The organism is Arthrobacter sp. KNU40 (assembly GCF_051515115.1).
Classification (GTDB): Bacteria; Actinomycetota; Actinomycetes; order Actinomycetales; family Micrococcaceae; genus Arthrobacter.
In genome coordinates this window covers 2,018,174-2,041,539 of sequence record NZ_CP195850.1, presented here as the reverse complement: position 1 = coordinate 2,041,539, position 23,366 = coordinate 2,018,174, and the positions used below count along the sequence as shown (strand labels likewise).

The 23,366-nt window shown below is 59.4% G+C and carries 16 protein-coding genes and 2 tRNA genes; 4 read left to right on the top strand and 14 right to left on the bottom strand.

Going from position 1 to position 23,366, the window contains the following annotated elements:
• The 5 genes from ACSKT0_RS09475 to ACSKT0_RS09455 all read right to left on the bottom strand — a co-directional run bounded on the left by ACSKT0_RS09475 (nt 1) and on the right by ACSKT0_RS09455 (nt 6,784).
• Entirely contained in the window at nt 1–144 is a 144-nt protein-coding gene (locus ACSKT0_RS09475) for a hypothetical protein (protein ID WP_437773499.1), read from the bottom strand.
• A 204-nt stretch (nt 145–348) separates the two neighbouring features.
• Nucleotides 349–4,842: an nSTAND1 domain-containing NTPase gene (locus ACSKT0_RS09470; RefSeq protein ID WP_437773498.1), complete on the bottom strand. Its 4,494-nt coding sequence runs from the start codon at nt 4,840–4,842 to the stop codon at nt 349–351.
• A gap of 864 nt (nt 4,843–5,706) precedes the next feature.
• The gene (locus ACSKT0_RS09465; RefSeq protein ID WP_437773497.1) at nt 5,707–5,985 is read right to left on the bottom strand and encodes a hypothetical protein; all 279 of its coding nucleotides are present in this window, start codon (nt 5,983–5,985) and stop codon (nt 5,707–5,709) included.
• A gap of 48 nt (nt 5,986–6,033) precedes the next feature.
• Entirely contained in the window at nt 6,034–6,249 is a 216-nt protein-coding gene (locus ACSKT0_RS09460; RefSeq protein ID WP_437773496.1) for a hypothetical protein, read from the bottom strand.
• Entirely contained in the window at nt 6,239–6,784 is a 546-nt protein-coding gene (locus ACSKT0_RS09455; RefSeq protein WP_437773495.1) for a hypothetical protein, read from the bottom strand. Before ACSKT0_RS09455 ends, ACSKT0_RS09460 begins: the two co-directional genes overlap by 11 nt.
• A 166-nt stretch (nt 6,785–6,950) precedes the next feature.
• Here ACSKT0_RS09455 and ACSKT0_RS09450 point away from each other — a divergent pair, with 166 nt between their 5' ends.
• Together ACSKT0_RS09450 and ACSKT0_RS09445 are read left to right on the top strand one after the other, a co-directional pair.
• Nucleotides 6,951–7,448 (top strand): hypothetical protein, encoded by a 498-nt coding sequence (locus ACSKT0_RS09450; RefSeq protein ID WP_437773494.1) that lies wholly within the window; start codon nt 6,951–6,953, stop codon nt 7,446–7,448.
• Nucleotides 7,427–7,819 carry a hypothetical protein gene (locus ACSKT0_RS09445; protein ID WP_437773493.1) on the top strand — a complete coding sequence of 131 codons (393 nt, stop codon included), beginning with the start codon at nt 7,427–7,429 and terminating at the stop codon, nt 7,817–7,819. The genes ACSKT0_RS09450 and ACSKT0_RS09445 overlap by 22 nt, the downstream gene beginning before the upstream one ends.
• A gap of 558 nt (nt 7,820–8,377) precedes the next feature.
• Here ACSKT0_RS09445 and ACSKT0_RS09440 read toward each other — a convergent pair.
• Together ACSKT0_RS09440 and ACSKT0_RS09435 are read right to left on the bottom strand one after the other, a co-directional pair.
• A tRNA-Gly gene (locus ACSKT0_RS09440) sits at nt 8,378–8,449 on the bottom strand.
• A 12-nt stretch (nt 8,450–8,461) separates the two neighbouring features.
• A tRNA-Gly gene (locus tag ACSKT0_RS09435) sits at nt 8,462–8,533 on the bottom strand.
• A gap of 458 nt (nt 8,534–8,991) precedes the next feature.
• Here ACSKT0_RS09435 and ACSKT0_RS09430 point away from each other — a divergent pair.
• Complete coding sequence (locus ACSKT0_RS09430; RefSeq protein ID WP_437773492.1) at nt 8,992–9,324, top strand: hypothetical protein; 333 nt, start codon at nt 8,992–8,994, stop codon at nt 9,322–9,324.
• On the opposite strand, the gene ACSKT0_RS09425 is transcribed toward ACSKT0_RS09430, so the two are convergent.
• The 7 genes from ACSKT0_RS09425 to ACSKT0_RS09395 all read right to left on the bottom strand — a co-directional run bounded on the left by ACSKT0_RS09425 (nt 9,321) and on the right by ACSKT0_RS09395 (nt 22,047).
• On the bottom strand, nt 9,321–9,788 hold the full coding sequence (locus tag ACSKT0_RS09425; RefSeq protein WP_437773491.1) for a hypothetical protein: 468 nt from the start codon (nt 9,786–9,788) through the stop codon (nt 9,321–9,323). The genes ACSKT0_RS09430 and ACSKT0_RS09425 overlap by 4 nt on opposite strands.
• A 76-nt stretch (nt 9,789–9,864) precedes the next feature.
• Nucleotides 9,865–13,455, bottom strand: coding sequence for a hypothetical protein (locus ACSKT0_RS09420; RefSeq protein WP_437773490.1), 3,591 nt, complete (start codon nt 13,453–13,455; stop codon nt 9,865–9,867).
• A gap of 209 nt (nt 13,456–13,664) precedes the next feature.
• Nucleotides 13,665–16,802, bottom strand: coding sequence for a type I restriction endonuclease subunit R (locus tag ACSKT0_RS09415; RefSeq protein ID WP_437773489.1), 3,138 nt, complete (start codon nt 16,800–16,802; stop codon nt 13,665–13,667).
• Complete coding sequence (locus ACSKT0_RS09410) at nt 16,799–18,538, bottom strand: hypothetical protein (protein ID WP_437773488.1); 1,740 nt, start codon at nt 18,536–18,538, stop codon at nt 16,799–16,801. The genes ACSKT0_RS09415 and ACSKT0_RS09410 overlap by 4 nt, the downstream gene beginning before the upstream one ends.
• Nucleotides 18,538–19,650: a restriction endonuclease subunit S gene (locus ACSKT0_RS09405; RefSeq protein WP_437773487.1), complete on the bottom strand. Its 1,113-nt coding sequence runs from the start codon at nt 19,648–19,650 to the stop codon at nt 18,538–18,540. The genes ACSKT0_RS09410 and ACSKT0_RS09405 overlap by 1 nt, the downstream gene beginning before the upstream one ends.
• Nucleotides 19,647–21,221: a type I restriction-modification system subunit M gene (locus tag ACSKT0_RS09400; protein WP_437773486.1), complete on the bottom strand. Its 1,575-nt coding sequence runs from the start codon at nt 21,219–21,221 to the stop codon at nt 19,647–19,649. Before ACSKT0_RS09400 ends, ACSKT0_RS09405 begins: the two co-directional genes overlap by 4 nt.
• A 130-nt stretch (nt 21,222–21,351) precedes the next feature.
• Complete coding sequence (locus ACSKT0_RS09395) at nt 21,352–22,047, bottom strand: 8-oxoguanine DNA glycosylase OGG fold protein (RefSeq protein ID WP_437773485.1); 696 nt, start codon at nt 22,045–22,047, stop codon at nt 21,352–21,354.
• Between the two features lie 151 nt (nt 22,048–22,198).
• Here ACSKT0_RS09395 and ACSKT0_RS09390 point away from each other — a divergent pair, with 151 nt between their 5' ends.
• Nucleotides 22,199–23,197, top strand: coding sequence for a hypothetical protein (locus ACSKT0_RS09390; RefSeq protein ID WP_437773484.1), 999 nt, complete (start codon nt 22,199–22,201; stop codon nt 23,195–23,197).
• Nucleotides 23,198–23,366: the final 169 nt, after the last annotated feature.

Sequence of the window (23,366 nt, the reverse complement as noted above, 5' to 3'; positions counted from 1 at the left end):
TCAGGCTCCTTCTTCTTTTTCAGGAATTTCAGTTGCGGTGGAAGTCGCGTGGTGCGCATCGACTAAAGCGTTAACTCCCAGTGCATTGAGCACCCCAAGCCCCTCCCCCAACTCACCACGTAATTGTCCGAGTTCAAGTTCCATGATGAAAACCCTACTGACAAGCGCATGGTTGGCGAGCTGTGTCCCGTGTGTCCGTCGAGGCCTTTCGTTTTTCACGAACGACAGCCCCGAGTTGGGTGAGATGATACGCCGCTGCAGTCATGTCTAATTTTATCGTGCTAGCCAGCGTACGAGAGCATACCGTCGAATGGCGATCCATTCTCATGTTTGATCGGAGCTAACGCTTTAGCGGCGTTCCGATTGCTCCACGGCTCGGTCAACTCCGTAGACGCCGAGTTCGACCATACGATCGAGAATGTCGAGCAGTGCCGAGATGCGCTTCTTGTCGAGTGCCTGTGCCAGTCCTCGAACCACTAGGTCTGCGATGTAGTGCGAGTCGCCAGCTGCTCCAGTTCGGATATCTGCGGCTTCGCCGCCGTAAATGTCGAGGAAGCGGTGTGCGGCGAGATCAACAAGATCGTCGACCTTGTCGGGGGCTTCTTGCAAGGTGATCAGCAATTGCGGGGTGGCGTGAACATAACTCGGAGATGCGATCAGGTCCGCAAGGACACTGGCGAACGGACGCAGACTCCGCCCTCTGAGGTGACCGACGAGCTCGCCCACTGCCATGCGAACCTCATCGTCATCGTCGTGCATGAGTTGGCGCAAGGTGCCGAGAACGAGTTCTGAGTTAGCGGCGCGGTCCACCCTGGCGCTGCAAACGACGGCCGCTCCAGTCCGAACCTCGATGTCGCTAGCGAGTGCTCGTTCTATTAGCTGCGGACGATCCCACTGGAGGCCGGCGAACGCAGCCATGCTACCTCCTGCGTTCCGTACCTCTCCGTTAGGTGATTCGAGCATCCGGTCGATCACTGGATCGATTCGTTCTGGGTCGACGTTGCCGATGTACATCATTAGATTGACGACTAGGTCGGAGGCAAGCAGGATATCGTCAGCCTCAATCAGGCGCTCAAATGCTTCATAGGCTGTTGGCCGTGCATGTCGAAGGCAGGCCGCGATGGTGTGAGCAGCGCAGGAGCGGACGCTGAGGACCGGATCGCTGGCGAGCGCAACCAGGTGAGGGCTAACCGTCGCGGTGCGCTCGCCGTGTACGTCATGAACTAGGAGGTCGTCGAGTTCTTCGACGAGGCTGCCTCTTGCTGTGTTTATACCGTGCTGGCGCAGGTCTCGACCGCGGCGTTCCTCATCTTGTGGGGTGAAGACGGGTGAGTTGTCCTTTGGGTCTGGCGCATGCCGGGCCCGGTCTCTGACTAGCTCAACGATGTCGAGAGGTGTCTCAACGAGGAGGCGTCGCACAGACCACCCGAGCCAGCGATCACAGTCGGTGAGTCCGAGGCTCATGATGTGCCGAATGGCATCAAATATCGCCGGCTGGGCAGTGGGTGGGATTGTCGCCTCACCGAATCCCCAAAGGATGGCGCTGGAATAGGCCGGGTTGGTCGTAGCCGTTATCTGCAGCGCTAGGCCGGCAAACCGTTGAGGGTCCTCTTTGGTGCGGTTCTTGAGTGTCTGCGACAGTTCGTGGGCACCGCCGACCGAGCTGCCTCGATCGCGGTCGTTGTCGTGCTTGGCCATGGCGCGAAGCCATTGCTTGTCCGACATCCTCGCGGTTGCCGCATCACCGATCGGAGAGCCGACGGTGTAGCTGATAATCCCAGTCGGGGACGGCGGAACCTCCTCTCCGAACTTCCGTTGGTACTCGGCAAGTCGTCGTGCACCTAGGGAGCTAAGCCGGTTTCTATCTAGCGCCGACAAGAACTTGAAGGCGGTGTAGCCAAACGAGCGGAAGCGTTCGTATGGATTGCGGAGGTCTCGCAGTTCATCTTCGAGACGGGCGTGGACCTCTTCGGAGATGAGCGGCGCGATAGCTTCCACAAGCTCTCTAGAGAGCCAGTGAACGTCTGAGAGATAACCGCTTTCAAGACGGCTGCCGCCTTCGAGGATCAACTCCGCCGCCCAGTCGGTGAAGTGCGCAGCGCCGGCGATGAGCGTGCGGAATAGTAACGCTTGAGCGGAGGCGTGGTCGTTTGCCGCGAGGGTACGAAGCACCGGCTCGACCGACTCTGGTTCGGTTGACGCCCACCTGGCGAGCGCATCCGCCGCGCCGTTGTAGAGCGCATCGTCAGCGTTGTCGAACCCCGCTTCTGATCGCAGACGGAGGCTGAAATGGTGGTCGTAGTGTGGGCCGTCGCGGCGCCCCTCCATGGAACTCGCCTGCATAACGGCGAGAAGATATGGCACAACGGTTTCGGCAAAGGCTCGAGGTTCCGCCTTGCTCGTCTCTTTGATGAGCTCACTAGCGTTGTAATCGTGCAAACCGAGAATGCTAACTTTGCCGTCTGGACCCGTCACGAGCGCCGACGGGCTTTCGATGAAGCAGGCGCTGAGCAAGTTGATTGCCCAAACTGGTTCATGGGCGGCCAGGCCATGAACCGAGAGCCAGAGGTTTTTGTCAGCCGGGTCGAGGTCTCCCAATCGCACGGCGCTTAGCACGAGATCAAATAGGGGTCGGTTTTGGTGAAGCTCAGCGCGCTGCGAGAGCCATCGGAGCCACAGGAGGTATTCGGGTAGATCCCGTCTCGCTGTGAGGAGTTCCGCAACTAGAGCGCCATGATCAGCTCCGGCGTTTGCCAGCCAGGTGATGCCTCTTTCGCGCTGGGCCTGATCGTTACTGTCGAGCCATGTCTCGATGAGTCCGCGCTGGTGAAGCACGTCGAACCAGCTCGGGCGCGCTATTTGCTGCCATAGACGTCCGGCCAAGGTCGAGTCGCTCTCACCGATTCGCAGAACGAGGTCCAGGTCTTCATCCGTCGGTGCGTTCACGTTCGCGAAAACGATCATGACCGTTTCTTTGATGTGGAAACGAATGGCCGATCCGGTCAGCAGCGCCTCGACTTCCCTGCGGAAACGCTCTGGATCACGCTCACGCAGCAGTTCAAGAATCTGACGCACCTGAGCCCGTCGGAAAAGCTCTTGCTCCTGTGCGCCGAGGAACTCCACCATTGACTGCTGCCGCGACAACCACTGCCGCGCGAAGGTGTAGTCAAAGAAGGTTTCATGGAAGAAGGAGACGCGATCACCATCGATGGCCAAGACTTGCTCAGACGCCAGCACCTGGGCATCACGGATGTAGTCCCCGGGGTCAAGGATCTCGATGGCGACCGACAGGGCCTGCTGATCGCTTGCGGTGTTGGCGATACGCGCCAACACGTCATTGAAGCGAACATCTGGACGATAGTCGTTGATGGCCTGGCGCTTGCGCTGCCAGAAAGCCTCGAATAGCGATCCTCGCGAGGTGAAGTTGAGCGCGCCAGGTTGGCTCGCGACAGTTTCGAGGAGCACGAGGTTCAGTGGCGATTTCAGAAGTTCATGTTGCGACGACGTGAGCGCCGTGGCGTCTAAACCCATCGCTTCTACGGCACCAGTGACGGCCTCATCCGGCAGAGGCTCGACCGTGAGGCGCTCAACGTCTCTTCGAGCATCAAGCCTGCGGATGCGATGATCGTTCTCCACATCGAAAAGGCGGCAGGCCAAGATGACCCGTACACCCTCGACTTCCGTAGCCTCGTGGATCAGATCCTCGATGACGTCGTAGCGTTCGGACAGTCGTCCCGATGCGAGTGACACGGCGTCGAGCTGGTCGATGATCAGAAAAGCCTCGCGCCCGTCGGCGGCCATCCGCAGCGACGCAACCGGCGAGCTAGTCAAGCCCAGCTGCGCCCCCAACTCCACTGTCGAACTGAACGCCCCGCGACGGTCGAGTCGGAATGCCAGCACTTCCGCGCCCTTCGATTCAAGACCCTTGGCCGCCTGATAGACGACCGAACTCTTGCCGCCGCCCCCAGTGCCAACCACCAGCGCCAAGCGCGTTCTGCTCATAAGCTCGATAAGCTCAGCGGACTCTTTGCGCGGGATAGCTGGTCTGAGTAACTCCCGCTCCACGGTACGACGCCAACTCGCCGTTGTAGCGCGTACCTCATCATGAGCAGTTCGTTTCGCTGTTGACTTGCGGGCGAAGATGCCGTGAACGGCCAGTCCTTCAAGCAATTCACGTCTCGTGAGCCGCTTACGGAGATTGTTTAGCAAAACTGCGCCGACAGCGACGGGTAGCAGCGGCTCTGCGGCGCCCTCCAGCACCGTAGCGGCGATCATAGCGTTCGTCTTGCCCAGCTGCTGTTCATCTCCGACTTCGAACCACATGCCGCGCATCACTTGCCAAGCGTCCTCGGCGCTGCCAAAAATGTCGGGAGCTGACAGCTCATCGAATACCGGACTCAACTGTTCTGTGAGTTGGTGCGTTATGAATTGCCCAAGGTCCGTGGACTGCCGCGCCCACTCACTCAGCACGCGTAGCCGCCCGCACGGTGTCATTGAGTGAAAGTGATACTCCCGGCCGCCAGTGACATGCCCCGCCGCAGCCGCGAAAATGCCGCGACTCCGCAGGGCTGCGACGGTCCAGTGATCGTTGATGCTGTGCTGACGCTTTACCTGCGTGACGGCTACGGTGCCGGATTCATCAACGAAGGTGAACTCAGAACCGTCAGCCAGGTCCGGATCGAGATCCTCTAGGGTGATAGCGCGCCGCTCATCTTGAATACACCGCAAAGCGTAGTGGACGGCCCAGGACAACTCATACGTGTTGCCCAACTTGTCGGCAACCCCGCCGCCGGCACTATTCCTACGCAGCGACTTCGCCTGCACGTTGTCCCCGGTCTTCATAGAGACCATTCTCGACGTTGGACGCCGTCCATTCCGTACCCGCGCCCTGGGACTCGCCGGTCGCTCGACAGCTACCCAACACGAGCCGCTCCGCCATCTCCATCCCAACTCCTTGGGTTCCTTCCAGCCTGAGATCTTGGAAGGAAAACCTCAGGGGTTTGTAGTGATCTCCTGAGGGGCTCAAGGAACGGCGGTCCGCGTGCCCGGATGCAGCATCAAGCAGGGGCCCTCCTGCCACCGGTTGTGGCTACCGCGGCAACTCCTCCAGGTTCGAGCGCATCCGGCCCGTCTTGCGACACCGGATCTGCCGCCAAAAAGAGGAAAGTCTTTGACCTTAAACTTCGGAAAAGTCAAGCTTTGTCAACAGCAAAGAAACAAAACGCCTCTGACCTGCGGAAACATTGTGCCCGAGGTGGGACTCGAACCGCATTCCAAGCCTTGAAAATACTGGGAACTCCCGAAAACGTAGGCAATCCGAGCCAGTCCGGCCGATGTACGGCCCAGTACGAAGCCAAATCTGTTGACATTGTCAACACCCCCTTTCTGACAGAATTTGAAGAACACAGACCGACTGCCGCCCTCGTTTTAGGAGAAGCGGCAGTCGCTCTATCGTCGGTTGCAACGGCATCAGGCCAACTCGTCCTCGATGCATCCGTTCGCGACAGATGTGTCGGCTCGATTCTGGTCACGGCGATCCTCCTTCGTATATCTCATAGACCCAAAGTGCAGGAGCGCCCATGACCTTGCAGTCTGCACGACAACGTCACCGTGGGCCGTGGAACCGAGCGAACGGGTTGGAGCTGAAACGCGGGTGCTCTGTCGCAGGCGGCCGTCGGGGATTCGGAGGGCGCGGTCGCCTGATTATCAGCGGCCAGCGGAGCTCCGCACCCATGCCAGGGCCCGGTCCCGACGGATGTCGTCATTACGGACGGTTTCAAGCCGCGCGGCAATCGTGTCCACGTCGACCAGCCCATGCTCAAGGAGGGCGTTCACGAAGACGCGGTCCTTGGCCCGGTCGGCGACGAGCTTGGCCGCACATAGGTCGTGCGGTTTAAGGCAAAGTCCGGTCCGGCCTCTGGTGTTCGCGTTATTGACCCTCACAAGCCTGTCCGTCCAGCCCTCGGGCAGCACCGCAGTGTCCATGCCGACTCCTTGGACATAAAACCCGTGTGTTTCGTGGAAGAAGGACATCTAGCCGATGGCCGCGTCCAGCTCAGTCGCCAACGACTGGGCATCATCGTCCTCCATCGGAGCGACGTCGACTTCCTCGGACATCGTCGCCTCGAGCGGCAACTCGTCCTCCGTGAACGATCCCAGGATCGCCTGGCTGCCGATAATCACGACGGTGTCATGCCGGATGATTTCCGTCGCAGCCCGGATGGCGTGCTCCAGCTGGCTACGATCCATGCCGCGTAGCCTTGTGAATGGCCAAAAGCCTCTCCTCATCTGTCAGTACTCCGGCGAATGGCGTCATCTGGCGCAGGTCGATCGACCGCTCGTCCGGGCGGAGCATGACCTCAATAAGGTTCTCGACCGGGCCAGCGAGCAACGCCGACCATTCACTCACCCATCCCTCGGCAAAGGAGCCCTGGGACCTTGTCGCAAGACGGGCGAGGTTCACCTTCGCCTTGCTCCGTACAGTCTGAGGATCGACACGCAACTTCTCGGCAACGGCCCGGTGCAACTCATAGGACACCCGTTCCTCCCGCCGTTCAAACACCGGCCGGCCGGCCCGGGCCTTCTCCAACAGGCGCTGACTCACCGAAGGACTGACAGCCGTCGCCTTGGCGATCCCCCGAACCGTCATGCCCTCGACCCACAAAGAAAAGACAGCTTCCGCGCGGCTATCCGAAGCCGCAACCATTTCCCGACGCGCCTTATTGGCCGCCTCGCCAGCAACTTTCACCTTCTGGATGAGCACATCCGTCAACACGGTGGACATGCTTGTATCCTACCCGGGTACAGGTATTTTCTAAAAGCCAGCGATGAGAATACGGCGGCCCTTCGGCCGTTTCCTCCCTCTGCCATCACAGCTTGGGCCAACCTCGCGACGCCGAACAGCCGCCTCTCACCCTGAGATAACACCCTCTCGAAGGCAGGAACGCGCCATGTCAGCAGGGACACCGCGGCACACGATCCGTATCAGCGATGACCTGTGGAACGAAGCGCAGCACAAAGCCATGCGGGAAGGCACCTCGGTGTCCGAACTCGTCCGCATCCGGCTCCGCGAGTACATTACAGCCCCGGTCGAGCACCGGCACACGATCGCCGACTCCCTCGTGTACCTGGTCCCGGCCGTTTTCGATGACCTGAACGGTCCTGCCGCCGGAACCGCGGAGCTCCCCCTGCACTTGGACTGGAGACCGGAAAGAAGCTACACCGTGGATGACGACGGCAGCTGCTCGGTGCTGTACCAACTCACCCTGCAGAATTCCGGATCCATCGAGGAAATCTGCCGCATCGTCCACCCAGCACGACTGACCGCACTGTGGCCGACCATGATCCTGCCCGCCCGGTGCAGGCAGCTCTGGGAAACCAGCTTCCCCCAGCTCCCCGCCACCCGCGAAGCGAAAGAACACCCATCATGGACGACACTCACCGCGTAGCAGCCAAAATCGCCCTCGAAGTCCTGGCAGCCGACGGCTTCATCGTCGCTGGCGGCCAGGCCCTGATCGAACACGGCATCACCGACCGCCTCTCGGACGACATCGACCTCTTCGCCCTCCACCGACGCCACACCCCGGCAACCTTCGCCGCATCAGTACAGAAAATGACGGCCGCCCTCAAGACCGCCGGATACACCGTCGAGATCACCCGACAATACGAAGAGTTCGCCAGCATCACCGTAGGACACAACGAAGAAGCCGTCGTCATCGACCTCGGACTGGACTGGTGGGAGAACTCCCCCGCCATCATCGACCTCGGACCGATCCTCTCCCTGAAAGACTCCGTCGCATCCAAACTGCTCGCCGTCTAGACACGCGGATACGCCCGCGACGACCTCGACGCCTACTCCATCATCACCAGCCACCGCTTCGCCCACCAGCAACTGACCACCCTCTGCCAACGCCGCGACCCGACCCTGGACCTGCCAACGTTCGCGGCCGCCATCGCCAGGCACCGGACACTCCCCACCACCGAATTCAACAAATACGGCCTCCAAGCCAGCGAACTCCCCACCCACCCTCAGCACCACCCTCCTGGACTTCGCCAAGACAATCCACAAAACCAGCAACAATGCCGGCACAGCCAACACAGACGCGGCCAACCCCAACGAGCCGGAAACCGCGGAACCCGGCCCCGAACTGCTTTAACCGGGTCCCGTTCATCTATCTGGATGACCTGATGGATCGTTTCAAAGGCAGCCGGCGGGAGCCCAATGACGTCATCGCCGCTCGGGCGACCCGGCGGATGCAAGAAAATCTCTAGCTGCAGAGGGTGCGTCGATTGGATTCGAATCAGCGGCTTGCGGATCGGAAGGCCGGCACGCTGTCCCGCTGAGTTACGGAGGCGAAAAGGTGCACAGGGCACCTAGGGCGGGAGACGAAATTTGAACTCGCGGCATTCGACTTGGAAGGCCGATGCTCTACCACTGAGCTACTCGCGCATTGGTGTTTCGTGTCGGTGACGGGAGTCAAACCCGCGATGACAGACTGGCAGACTGTCGCGTTGCCTTCTACACCACATCGACAATGCCGGGCTAGAGCTTTAGCGAGGCCCAGCACCTGCCGGGATCTCGTTACCGCGGAGGACCGCATGTCACAGGTTTTACTTCGGAGGTATTGGGGGCGCCGTTTCTCCGCACCGGCATGACAGGCCTGCTTATTTCGACCACCGCAGCAACGGTGGCGTCGCTACCCCCGTCGTGCTCACCCCGGACTTGAACTAGGAAACTCGTGTTTTTCAGGCACGCGCTCCACCAATTGAGCGCAGAGACGCTGCCGGCCGTGAGACGGCAAAAGTGTGGGCCACCTGGATCGCTGATACGACTCCATGGAGCCATGAGCCCAACACGGCCAGCGCAGTGGTCCAGGTTGTCATGTGCCGTTTCACGTCCACACCGTCGAGGTGCTTACAGAGTATTCGAAGCATAGTTGCCACAAATTGGCTCAACTGGAGGCCCTAGAGGTCGCGATTTCCCGAGTAGTCGTGGATACCACGCAGACCAGGCCAGTGTCCGTTCGCCAGCGCTATCGTGTGTCCGACCGCTTCAAGCCGGACGAACTAGCTGCTCTTGTGGCCCGCTACGAAGCCGGCGAATCTTCACTTGAACTGGCCAAAGAGCAGGGTATGGCCAAGTCCACTTTTCTTCGCCTCCTGGCAAGCCACGGCGTCGAGCCAAGAAAGTATGGCCTCACGCCAGGCAAAGAGCGGGAAGTCCTCCACCTGCGACAACAGGGTATGGGTATGCGCCGTATTACTGCCAAGGTTGGCTGCAGCTACGGCACCGTCCGTACCTTCCTTATTAACAGTGCGGCTTAGGAGAGAGTATCGATATCCTGCTGATCGGGTGACGCTTCCTTCTGGCGCACCTGCTCACGAACTAAGGCTTTAGCGGCAGCCACCAGTTTCTGCAGGTCTGGTCGTGGTCGCACAACTCCGTACACCACAATGCGGCGGTACTTGTTTTGTCTCCGTGGCCGTACCGGCAGGGCGGGCTTGGCGATGGCCGCCAGCCGGCGCCTGCGTTCCATCTCAACAAACTGATCGTGCAGCCGCAGGAACAACTTTCCGGCAACATGCACCAGCCCAGGTCGCCCCAACTTCACCCGGCGAAGATGTGCCTTGAACTCCCGGGGGCTCAGCTCTTCGTCTGGCTGGTAGAAGGAGTGAACCCTCCACTGATCCGCGGCCCTGAGCTGCGCGAAAACGGCCCCGTTGTTTACCCACAGCATCCGTAAAAACAGGTGCCGCTCATACTGATCACGTTGCGTGACTCTTGGCATTGATTCCTCACATTCTCGCCCGTTGCATTGGGCGAGAATATGAGGAGGTTGCAAGCCATGCGTTGCTGCCTGAAGTCTAGAAACCCTGTTCGGCTTCTCGTTCCAGTGCTTCGGTGCGGCGCTTCTCAAGCGAGGATTTCATTTTGCGTGCCCAGCGTTTTACTCCGTCAGCCTCTTCAGGGTCTGTTAGCCATATTGAGAGCTGCTCAATTTGGCTTGTAATGCGATCGGATTCGTTACCGCTCCAAAAGCCGCTGATGAACTCTCCCGCCAATGATGAGGTCACGCGTTCATCATTCCCAAAGTTCGTGAGCAGGAATCGACCGATCGGCGTCGGGCTGCTTCCGCCGGGTGACGTGACGGATGCGACGACTCGAGCGCGCGTCACGTCTGCACCAATCCATTCGGCTACCTTCTCCACCGGCACAAGACCGATCAGCCAGCCTCGCCCACTAAGCTGCAGGCGCCACGAGCCTGCGGATAGGCGATTAAAAAGACTTGCTTGGCCAGCGTCACCCGCATTCTGCATGGCGACACGGATAAGGCTTGACTCTTCTGTCCCATCGAAGACATGCATCACGTCGTTTTCAATGAAATCAAGCAACAGTTCTAGAAGCACGTCGGGCTGATGGTCGATCTGCCGCTTTGCTAGCTGGGCCCAATTCCATGACTGTTGTCCAAGCTGAGGAAACTCGCTGCGTCGGGCGACCAGCGTGGCTATTTCTGGGTCAAGTTGTTCATCCCATCCATCACTGACGCCGTGTAAGGCCATCGAGAGAAAGTCTGTGGTTGCGTTGTAGTCCTCTTGGGATTCAATCCGAGGCGCCCATGTTGACAAAAGCAAGCCGAGTTGATCGGCGCTCAATCCGACATGCCAGCCGAACAAGCTCTGGGCGCCGACGCGTACTGGCACGTCGCGAACCAATCTCATGGCGCGATCCCAGGCGCGGTCTGAACGTGGCCCTCTGATCGTTAGCATTAAACGAAAATCGTCGGACAGATCTTTGATGGGTGCCGAATCGAGTGCGCTATCAAAGGCGGCGTCATCGCCAGCCTCAACACGGCCCCAAAGGAAACCGACCAAAGCGGCAGAGTTCTCATCAACTGCAAGAGTGACCAACTCATTGAGTGTCGTCTCATCCCGACCAGCCAGGTCTGCGATGGCGTGGCCGACTTCAAAGGCGGCGGGGATAGCGGCTTCGAGAAGTCGCAGCAAAGCCTGCACTCCGTTGTCACGTGACAGTGCCTGAGCCGTCTTCACGATTCTGCGAAGCAGCTCACCGTCAGGAAGGTCCCAGCGAGGCGTGTGAGCAAGGGTTTTGAGAGTATCCAGATCTGACGCCAACGGAAGCTTCTTCTCCAATGCGTCAAGCGCCTCGCGTCTAGCTGATGCATCCTCAACTCGATCAAATAGAGCGCCAAGACTGCTAATCGCTGTCCGAACGAGAGGCAAGCTTTCCGAGGGCAAAGTCAGGAGAGCCTCCCCAAGGTGATCTCGAAGCATCTGGTCCTCAAGGAACGGATGGATTGCCCCGAGAAGCGTCTTGGTGGCCGCTTTCGATATCGCTTCATCGACGTCTGTCGCCAAAGACCGAAGCAAATCAATTGCTTCTTTACGATAAGTCAGGGCTTCTTCATACGTCGCCGGAGTGCCCCTCCGCTCAACTACAACGCCGCCCTGAACTTCTCCCGATACCATAATGGACTCGTGTATTGAGAGGGCATGGGCGGCGCCATTGACAACAAGGGATCGTATCCGCGAGTCTTGCGCCAGCGCCAGGGCGCGAAGGTAGGTCATGCGATCCGCCGGACGGGCAGCGGTTCCGGGTAGCATCAGACCAAATAGCTCGACCCAAGTCCCGGTTGCGTTGTTGCTGTATTGCTCGGTTTCGACCAATGCCAAGCGAAGGAGTGCATTAGCGGCTTGTTCGAAGCTGCGGGTGTGCCACACTAACTTTTCGAGCGTCCAGACCAAATCACGACGGATTGACGTTAGTTCATGAAGCTCATCTTCGCTAGCCCTCTCTATGAGAGCCGTAAGGTGCTCGCATACCTCGTCGGGAGCGACAACAGCAAACTGACTGAGTACCCGACCATTGTTCTCGGTCGAAAGCGAATCGAGGCTTGCGAACGGGCCATCGGCCTTCAGGATTCTAATGATCGCGTCGTGAGTAGGGGTAAAGTCCCCGATGTCAGCTGCTCGCCGGAAGAGGCGTTCGGCCATGTCTGCGCTCAGGGACGGGAGTAGACGAGTTACGATCTGATCACCGAAATGTTCCCAGCCCCGAGCTGCCAGATAGACGGCAAGAGGATGAGGTCCCACACTTCGATAGCGCCCCTGCGTATTGAGCAACCCCGCCTCTTTTAAAGCCAGCACGGCACTTTTCATTTCTTGGTCTGAAAATCCAAGACTCGAAGCGACTAGCTCGAGTTCGCTTGATAATTCCTTGTCGTAGCCGAGCCTGGTGAATAGCGCCAGTGCGCTACAAGCTAAAAAAGTCGTACCATCGGGCAAGGATTGCGTGATAAACGCTCTTATTGTGTCGGACGTGATGAGATCCGATGCCGATGCATTTGGCTGCTGCATGACACCCTTCGCAAGGAGCAAGGCTAAACGAGCATTCCCGCCGGCAGCTTCAACGACCACGCGTCTAGCTTCCGGCCAAAGGTTTGGCTGATTTTCTCGTAAAAGTTTATCCATAGATTCGGAATCGAGAGGTGCCAGTACAAACCGTGGCGATTGGCCGTAATACGAGTCCGGCTCTCCCATAGTAATAAGGCGAAGACTGCTTGCAGTGGGAATGAGCCCCGCCAAGCTTTCGTGCTTCCTACTACTACATTCGTCGATTACTATCACTGCTGCACGGTTTTGAGCAAGAAGGTGATGAATCATCGTGGGCGCAAGAGCGTCCGCCGCATGCACATAAACGACGAGTTTTGCCGCAGCCTCTCCTCGGAGGGCTTCCATGACGACCCTCGTCTTCCCAACACCACTCACCCCCTCTATCCGCATGTCGAGGTGATCGCTGTTTTGGACGAGGTTGCGAATGCTATCGATCACCGACTGACGTGACGGGGAGCTCACCCATATTGCCTGCTGACGGTTGGATAGGGTCCACGCGTCAAAACTCTGGCCGACCTGACCGATGCCACTCAGAAGCGGAGAGACTGCAAGCGAGGGATGACTTTCCGCCCAGCTAGCAAGGGCGCTAGCATTGAGGACTTCAACAGTGTCATCGAGAACTGGAATGCCCAGCTCAACTAATTTAGCGATCACTTTCTTTCGTCGAGCATTAACAAGTTTTTCATTAATGTCGACGCCTACAACCAGGCGATACTTACCTCCGCTGCGAATTATTTCGAGCGCAGTAGAGGCCTTCGCAATTTCAGCGGCACACGCAGCCGGTGAGGGGTTTCCGCTTTTGAACTGCCACGCTGAATCACCATCAGGGATCCATGAAGTAGACTGAGCTCGTCGGATACCTTCGTCCACTCCACCGTCAGGAACATTGTCTCGATAAGTGGTGGTTAGATTCACTCGAGACATACCAGCCGCCGCTGTCTCTACGTCGAGAAGCTCATTTACAAATGACGTGAAAAGCGTGGGACTGAGCCTGGAAATCTGGCTCGGGGCAACAGAAAATGGTCCAAATCTCTCAAGATTCATGTGATTGCTGGCTCCATCGGTATCCGCTCATTGAGCGCCATTATATCAAGACGATGGATTGACGTATATGTGTAGATGTTGAGTGACACTTGGCTCATTGCTGCAATGATTGTGAGCAGCGCAAAGACCAGGAGGTTGATAGAGCCAGTGCCTTGCTTGGCGAACGGGACCGACTGATTGATTGGCCGGGTAGCAACGAAAAGCCTGAACTACGCCCCCGTTCCATTCGCAGCGAACAGCTCCGCCTGCTCGAGCACCAACTCGATCGCCTTCGCCTCAGCATCCGGCGGATAGTCATAGCGAGCGAGTAGCCGTCGTACCTTTGATCGTATCGCCGCACGAACTGAGTCCTTGAGGTTCCAGTCGATGGTGGCTGATTCGCGCACGGTCTTCACAAGCTTCTGCGCGATCTCCTTGAGGACATCGTCGCCGAGCGCGAGCACTGCCGAGTCGCTCTGCACGATGGCGTCGTAGAAGGCGACCTCATCTTCACGGAGGCCGAGTGCGTCGTGGCGCTTCTGATCGTCACGCATCTGTTTTGCGAGCTTCACCAGCTCCGCAATGATCTCGGCCGTGGTGAGCGACCGGTTGGTGTAGCGGTTGATCGCTTCGTCCAGCAGCTCGGAGAACTTCCGAGCCTGCACGAGGTTCGTGCGTTGCACGGTGCGGATCTGATCATTGAGAAGGCGCCGCAGCAGTCCCATCTGCAGGTTGGGTTTCTCCTTCTCAGCCAAGGAGTCCAGGAACTCGTCCGAGAGGATCGACAGCTCCGGCGTCTCCACCCCAGCAAGCTTGTAAATGTCGACGACCTGATCCGCAGCGACCGCTTCGTTCAGCAGTTGTCCAAGCGCCGTGTCGATCTCGACCGCACCGGAGCCGCCTCGTCCCGAGTCAGGGTTCTGGATCTTCAAGATCGCAGCGCGAACGTCGGTGAAGAGCCGTACGTCGTTGCGGATCGCGGCCGCCTCATCGCGGGCACCGGCCAGAGCGAAGGCCTTGGCAAGTGCGAGCACCTGATCGTTAAAGCGACTTGTTCGGTCGGGGTCAGCCATAACGAAGTCGAGTACATTCGCGTACTCAGCCAGACGCTGGGACGCGGAGAGGGCAGGTGAGGAGTCGTGCTGAACGCCGTGCAGCAGGCCGCGCACAATGTCATGTTTCTCCAGCATCACCGACACCATCTCGTCGATCGGCACGCCAGCCTGGTCACGGTCGGACGGCGAGTACTCCATAAGCGCAGCCTGGAGATTTGCGAAGACGCCGATGTAGTCGACGATCAGGCCCCCCGGCTTGTCGCGGAAGGTGCGGTTCACGCGGGCGATGGCCTGCATGAGGCCGGCGCCTTGCATCGTCTTGTCGACGTACATCGAGTGCATCGATGGGGCGTCGAAACCTGTCAACCACATGTCCCGCACGATCACGAGCTCAAGCTCATCGTCTGGATTCTTGGCGCGGAGCTTGAGATTCTTGCGAACGTCTTTCGAGTAGATGTGCGGCTGGAACTCAGCGGGGTCGGCGGCAGACCCGGTCATCACGACCTTGATCCTGCCCTTCGCCGGGTCGTCCGAGTGCCAGTCCGGGCGCAGGGCCACGATCTTCTCGTAGAGTTTCACTGCGATGCGACGGCTCATCGCCACTATCATGCCCTTACCGAACAACGACTCGCGGCGCTTCTCCCAGTGATCCACGATATCTCGGGCGATCAGATCAAGGCGGGAGTCTGCACCGACGATGGCTTCGAGACGCGACCAACGCGACTTCGCTGCCATAGCGGCATCTTCCTCGACAGTCTCTGTGATCTCCTCGACCAAGTCGTCAAGCGCCGCGTAGTCCTCTGCGGAGAGGTCAATCTTCGCAAGTCGGGACTCATAGAAGATCTTGACCGTCGCACCGTCCTCGACAGCGCGGGTGAGATCGTAAACGTCGACGTAGTCACCGAACACCGATCGGGTGCTCTTGTCGTTCGACTCAATCGGAGTACCGGTGAAGCCAAGGTAGGTCGCCCCAGGCAGGGCATCGCGCATGTATTTGGCCAGGCCGGCCTTCAGGCGTCCGTGCCGGTCAAGCTTCTCGCTGAAGCCGTACTGCGAACGATGCGCCTCATCCGCCACCACCACCACGTTGCGGCGATCCGTCAACATCGGGTTGGCGTCACCGTCCTCGCCGGGCGCGAATTTCTGCAGCGTCGTGAAGACAATGCCGCCCGAGGAGCGCTTCAACTTCGCACGCAGATCAGTGCGAGTCGTCGCCTGTACCGGACTCTCCGGAAGGATCCGCGCGGGCGCGAAAGTCTCGCCGAAGAGCTGATCGTCCAGGTCATTGCGGTCGGTGATGAAGACCAGCGTCGGGTTCACCATGCGGGGATCGCGCATGATCTTCGCCGCGTAGAACACCATTTCAAAGCTCTTTCCAGAGCCCTGGGTGTGCCAGACCACTCCACCGCGGCGGTCGCCGTCCGGACGTGATGCCTGCACGGTCGACTCGACGGCGGCGTTCACGGCCCAGTACTGGTGGTACTTCGCCACGCGCTTCACCAGCACGCGAGCCGGCTGACCAGTGGCTTTATCAGTCGCGGTCTCGTCGCTGAACACCACGAAGTTCTGCAACAGATCAAGGAAACGCTTCGGCTCGAAGACACCCTTGAGGAGTACCTCGAGGGCAGGGAGGCTAGTGACAACTTCGCGCCCCTCAACCGTCTTCCACGGCGCGTAATGCTCAAAGCCGCCGCTGTATGAGCTCATCGACGCAGAGGTACCGTCGGCGAGGATCGTCACAGCATTAGGCACGAACACCGACGGAATGTCCCGCCGGTAAGTCTGCACCTGATTCCACGCGGACTTCAAAGTCGCATGCTCAGCAGCGGGGTTCTTCAGTTCCAGCAACGCGAGCGGCATGCCGTTGACCATTACGAGCATATCGGGACGACGGTTCTTGCCATTCTCCACGATCGTGAACTGGTTAACGGCTGCCCAGTCATTGTTCGATGGCTGCTCGAAGTCTACGAGCCAGACCCGAGAGGTGCGCAGCGTCCCGTCCGCTTCACGATGCTCGACCGGCACACCCTCAGTCATGAGCTTGTGCAGGCGGTAGTTCTCATCGATCGGGCTCTGCGACTCCGCTCGCCGCACCCGCTTGATCGCTTCGTCAGCGACCGCAGCAGTGATCCCAGGGTTGATCCGTCGGATAGTGTCCTGTAGTCGTCCCCAGAGGAAGACTTCCTCGTAGGAGTCGCGCTCGGTAGCGGGTTCACCCGGCGCGATGTCTGGGCCGTGGAGCCGGTGGAAGCCTAATTCGGCGAAGTACTCAAGCGCCGCGAGCTCGACGATATTCTCGTTGAACGAGCTCATACTGACTCCTTTTCTGCATAGGCCAGCCTGAGCGACTCACGCAGCGCGGCCTGCATTAATCGAGCAACATCATCCGGTTGGTCGGTCATGGCAGCCGCCCGAGACACAACGCTCATGATGCGCGAAGTGAAAGTCGGCCTCTGCTGCCAGTCAAGCGGGAGGTCCACTTCTGCGCGCGCAAGTCGACGCTCAACCTCCTCCACAAAGCTCGGATCTGCGCTATCTCGTAGCGGCTCGATTGCCATCCGCCAGTCGAACTTGGAATCGCTAGTCGCTCGCTGCACGGGCTTCGCGACCTCGATCGGAGCAAGTAAGCGATCACGAAAAGCGAAGTCTGACGACTGAATGCCGCTCCGCGCAGACGCCGAAAGCACGAGCCCCTCCACGTCGACGGTGGCAGGGATCGTAGCTCCATCAAGGACCAGAGCTGCTTCGAATCTTGCTCGTCTGAGGTTCAGTCCAGTACCGGCTTCAAGGCGGTTAGCCACGACTTCAAACGGGAACCGGGAGTCGGAGAGGTCGACTTCGCCGCTCGCGCCGGCCAGGTTGAGCAGCGGGCCTGATGACAAATTTCTAAGTATGAGCTTGGAGAAGGTCGCATCCGCGAGGGAGAGGGAGGTCTGCTCGCCGCTAACCCCGAACGCGGTGCTAAGCGCTGTAGACCCTATGCGGATCTCTCCTTGGATATCTGCTGCATCCAGAGTGATGTCACATCCGAACTCTTCGAACGCAAGCGAGAAATCTCCTCCAACGCGAAGATCCGAGCATTTCAGGTCACGATCCAGCTGCTCACCTGAGAAGACAACCGTCCCGCCAACGGCTGATGCTGAAAGATCGATCTCATCTCGAAGTTCCGTCTGTTCAGCTTCCGGAGACTTCGTCCACTCAACCGATAGATGGCCGTCACAGATCAGGCCTGCAAGCTGGGGTACCACGTGGCTCGCGAGTCTCGAAAGAGTCAAGTCTCCGAGGATCCGCGATTCCCGGAAGTCAAGTTCCGCAAGACCTGTAGCTGCTGTCAAATCCACGTCCCCGAGCACCGTGCCTCGGAAGTCCCCGGCCCGAACATCCCACCGATCTCCAGACTCGGACAGCCGTCGAAGTACTTCAGTGGTAATCAGACGAACTTCTTCGCGAACGCCATACGAACTTCCCGCTTCTTCATCAAACGAGTAGTTCTCCCGCAGTCCTCGAAGATGCGAGACAAGAACGTCGAGACAGCGTTGCGCTCCGCGTTTCCACTCATCGCCGAGCGCAAGAATCAGGTGCGCACCCGCGATTCTCGAGATGGCGTGTTCCGATGCGAGCAGCTCAACTGCCTTCGCGAATCGCTCGATAAGCGCAACCTCCAGATCGCTCCGATGTTTGTCATCGGCCCTAGAGTCACCACGAGCGTCGATTCGACCTTTTTCCTCGGCCACGATATGGGCACGTAGCCGGAGTACGGCATATGCTGCCGTGAGCACACCAGCGACCAATGTCGCCGCAACAACGACAGGGTTGGATACGTTGGCAGTGGCCGGCAGCTTGAAGTCAGGAGCATCGAATGCAAACAGCAGCAACAACGAATAGATCGAAATCAGGCCAAGCAGTACCGCTAGGACTAACCCGAGCAACGGTGCACGCAGCAACCATGGCTCGCCCGGTTTCCCGCGCGCGGCAATGATGGCCACGACGACGACGAGCGCCAGTGAGCACCCAGCGCCTAAGATCGCGACCCACGCAGTTATCGGCATTAGACAGTAGCCTCCGCATAGGTCAGAAGGCGACCTGAGAGGAGCTCCGGGAGGAGCGTGTCACGGAGGTCGGCGAGACGTCGAATCTCGTCTCGGAGCTGCGTCATTCGGCGAAAGAGGGGCTCTGCGACCGCATTAAAGCTGTCAAGATCATCGCTCGTTGGGCGCGCGATCTTGTACTGCTGAAGGCGATCCGCTTGGAACCTCTGTCTCCCGGATGTCCCGGTCATACTCTGAATCGCAAACTCTCGAACGCGCTCATCGCGCACTAAGCAGTAGATCCACGCCGTCGAGAATCGTCCGGCGGGGCTCAGCACAACGTACTCCGTTGACCCCCAACCAACCTCGCCGAGATCGAGCATATCGACGACCGCGGTCTTGCCGTTCTCAAGGCATGGAGTGATGCGCGCCATAAGCACATCGCCGTTAATGAAACGTTGACCGGATCCGGCATCGCGCACTTCCCATTCGTAGACCTCAGCTGAGAATTCAGGCAAAGACGACATGCCGACATATGTCGCCGGTGTACCTGCTGGTAGGACGCGTCGATGATTGACGGTGATGAGTTCTGCTAGCGGCACCCCGCCTTCAACTTGCGCAAGGTCGAACGCGCGCGAGAAATGCGCACGCGCGAGTTCTTCTGAGGTCGCGATCGCGCGTCGATTGGACTCGATTGCGTCGTCGATCGCCCCAAGCGTCGCAGCGATCGCGCGTTGCTCTACTACAGGGGGAACATCGATCGGAACATTTGCGATGTAGTTTCTGTTCAACATCGGCTGCACGCTGCCGGAGTTGTATGCAGAGAGATCGTTACTCAGGAACCAGTAGTAAGCGAATTTCGGATCATTCCCGAGGAAGTCCTTGGCGAAAAGAGTCGTGTTCAACGGCCAGTAGTCTTCATCGCTCCAGGTGGGACGTCCAATATTAGTCGCCCTCCCGACAACAAACCCTGGCCCTTGCACTCGAGCTTCGTCGTGCCAGCCATGCGACTCGCCCGAGGAGAGCACTTTATAGCGCCCAGTTCGCCGGTTCTTGTAGGAGAGGTCGAAGCCACGCTGCATCACGATGAAATCGGCAAGCGTCTGGCGTTCCCATCCCGAGGGGAGTGTCATCGGAGGCGCTCCAGCCGCCGACGAACCTCTGCCTCCAGCTCACGCCCGCGATCGAACTCTTCGAATAATCGATTCGTCAGACGTTCGATCTTCTCGTCGATCGGTTCGTCGTCGACTTCGGCCTCTGCGGTGCCAACATAGCGACCCGGAGTCAGCACGAAGTCGTGCTTCGCTATCTCCTCAAGCGATGCAGCCCTAACGAACCCAGGCACGTCCTCATAACCCCCGTCATGGTTGCGCCAAGCGTGGTACGAGCCCGCGATACTCTGGATGTCACCCTCGGGGCCATCGGTCAGCTCGCGCAGTCGTCGGTTCACCATCGAGCCGAGCTTGCGGGCGTCGATGAATAGCACTTCGCCTTCACGCTTGCGGTGACCGTTGCCGTGGCGGCCCTTCGAGATGAACCAGAGCGAGACTGGAATCCCGGTGTTGAAGAACAGCTTGTCGGGCAAGGCGACGATGCAGTCGACAAGATCGGCCTCAACGAGCTTGCGGCGGATCTCTCCCTCGCCACCGGTCTTGGAGCTGAGCGACCCGTTCGCGAGGATGAATCCTGCGGTTCCCTTCGGGGCGAGGTGGTGGATGAAGTGCTGCACCCAGGCGAAGTTTGCGTTACCTTGGGGCGGAGTGCCGTACTTCCAGCGTGGATCGTCGGTAAGCTTCGCGTCCCACCAGTCCGAAACGTTAAAGGGCGGGTTTGCAATGATGAAGTCAGCCCGCAGGTCCGGATGCAGATCAGACAGGAAGGAGTCGTCGGAACGCGGACCAAGATCGGCCTCGATGCCTCGTAGTGCGAGATTCATCTTGGCGAGCTTCCAAGTGGTGTCGGTGAATTCCTGTCCGTAGACCGAGATGTCGGTGCGCTTACCGCCGTGAGCCTGCACGAAGTCGGCGGACTGCACGAACATGCCGCCTGAGCCACAGGCCGGATCGTAGACGCGCCCCTTGTACGGCTCAAGCATCTCGACCAACAGCTTGACCACCCAGCGCGGCGTGTAGAACGCTCCGGCGTCCTTGCCGGTCTCCTTGCCCGCGAACTGGCCAAGGAAGTACTCATAGACCCGACCAAGCACATCATCGGCCCCATGGTCGTCGCTCGTCGTAAACCCGATTGAGCCGATCAGGTCGACCAGCTCACCAAGGCGGCGCTTGTCGAGGCCATCGCGGCCGTAGTTACGAGGCAGCACACCACGAATCGAAGGGTTCTCCTTCTCGATCAGATCCATCGCCTGGTCGATCTGCTGGCCAACGTCGGGCAGCTTCGCGACGGACTGAATGTAGCCCCAGCGGGCGAGCTCAGGCACCCAGAAGATACTGTGGCTCGCGTACTCGTCGCGATCCTCGAGGAAGGATGCGAGCCGTTCCGGTTTGATGCCGTCGGCGCTCAGTTCGGCCTTGAGCGTCTGGCGGCGCTCTTCGAAGCGATCCGAGATGTACTTGAGGAAGACGAGGCCGAGCACGACATGCTTGTACTCGCTCGGCTCCTGGTTCCCGCGCAGCTTATCGGCGGCTTCCCACAGCGTCTGCTCCAGCGACTTCGTTGGTTTCGGCTTCGTTGCGGGTTTCGCCATGTGCTTGTCTCCTCCGCGCTTGGGGCGCGATTACATTCCGTGCGTATTTGCGTGTCCCACGATATATGCGGCCACTGACACTAATGCAGTGCCGCGCCGCTTGACAACAGGTCAGGCCCTCCTCGTCATCTCATCCCCGGCCGGCCGCCAGCCGGAAGATCTCCGTCTCGACCTGTGCACGCGTCCGATGATACGGACGGCCCCATTCCTCCAGGATTGCGAGGTAACGCTCATAGGAGGGCGTCTTGGTCCTATCCAGGGAGACCTCGGCGGCGCTCTTGAGCCATCCGACGATCTGCTTGTCAAAGATGGGAGCAGCGTCGGAGCTGTCGGCCCCGTCGACCGCCGAGCAGAAGTAGAGCCACTTCGTGAAGTACGACGGGCCAAGATTACGGAGCGCGCCCTCGTTGTTCATCAGGTAGAACGCATCCCGAGCGCCGTCGTTCCGCACGGACTTGACCGCCGCCTCAAGCTTGACCGCAACGACCGGATCGATGGGCAGGGAGGTGACGTCGGCCGAGGTGTCTGTGGTTTGAGTAAGCATCCAGCGTGTACGGAGAGCACCAAGACCGCCTGGCCCCCAACCCCACACCATCACGGCGACAAAAGCCGGGAGGACACGACCGGCGTCAAGTTCCTCGGTAACGGTCGCCTGTGTCGTCTCTCGGCTCACACGCTCGGGAAGGCGCTCAAGGAGCGAGAGTACCTCCGGAAGATCATGGCAGTGCTTGCGCCACGGCTCCCGGGTCCACGGGAAAGAGCTCTGAGGCCGAATTTCACCCTCAAGGGCCTCGGCGAGCGATGAAGGAATGCTCGGAATAGTCATGGACCAATACTTACCTAAGGGTCTGACATTTCTCATGCTCGGTCAGCATCGTGCACAGATCGAGCCTCGCAGGCCGCCTTCTGGAGCGGTGCGGCGCTTTTCCGATTCGCCGGCTCCAGGACCTGTCGGAGGATCTCATTAGGCTGGCTACATGACCCCTCAACTGCGACTACTCGACACCGCCTCGGACTGGCTGTATTCGGCCCTTGCGGATCCCGACGGCGATGTCGTCCTCACGAGCCCCTACCTCTCCTATGTCGTATGCAGGAGCATCGCCGACGCGGCGATCGGGTCCTCCCGCTCATGGACCCTCTACACGACGCTGGATCCGTTCGCCGTCGCTAGCGCGTTCCTCTCGGTCCCGGGAATGGTGCTCATGCTCAACGCGGGAGTCGAGGTCCGTTACGTTGACCGGCTTCACGCCAAATGCTTCATTCTGGGGAGACGAGGAATGCTCGGATCGGCGAACCTCACTGGGGCCGGATTGGGTAGCTCGGTGAATGCGAATCGTGAGCTTGGTGTCGAGCTGGATTGTAGTCAGATCGAGGAGGCCCGGAAGACGATCTCCAGCTGGCCCTTCCGACCCATGTCGAAGGGCGATCTCGACGAATTGGCCGAGCAAGCCAAGAAGCTACCGACGCCCGCTCCGATACTGAGGGGTCAGAACGATGACTCAGCACTCATTGTCGTCGAACGACTCCTGGCCGATGCTCGGGAACCAGGGCGATCTCTCTGGGTGAAGTTCGAGCACGGCGAGCCGGTTCTTCATGGGTGGCGGCAGGAGTCCTGGTTCGCGAGCCCGAAGAAGGGCGAGGAGAGGAAGGGGAAGCCGAGCTTCAGCCGTGGGGACTTGGTATTCATCTGCGCGAACGACACGAAGGATTGCTACGCCGTCGTCGAAGTAATCACCGAGGCAGAGTTCCGTCCGCAGGACTACGTCGAATGGGCCGCCGAAAGGGATGGGGAGGATGCTGATCGTTGGCCTTGGGTGAACCGGACCAGGCCACGTTTGGTCCCACCGACCCTCATCGAGCTCAAGATCGAAGAACTTCGTAAAAGCGGCCAGGCTCCTCGAAAGAGTCATGTCCGGCTGGAACGTGAGGAGTTCATCGCCGGTGTCCGCGCACTCGCCCAACTGCCGACGGAGTGATCCACTCGCCTTGAGACCCAGCTTCCGGTTCGTAGAGTCTGGGCTCGTAAGCGGGAATCCGTGGGATCCTCTCCTTCGAGGCTGAGTTCACTTAACAGCCGGCGGATCAGGGGCCCCAGTTCGGTAGTCGGGTGACGCCCCTCAGCTTGAATCGAGGGGCCTTGCCCCG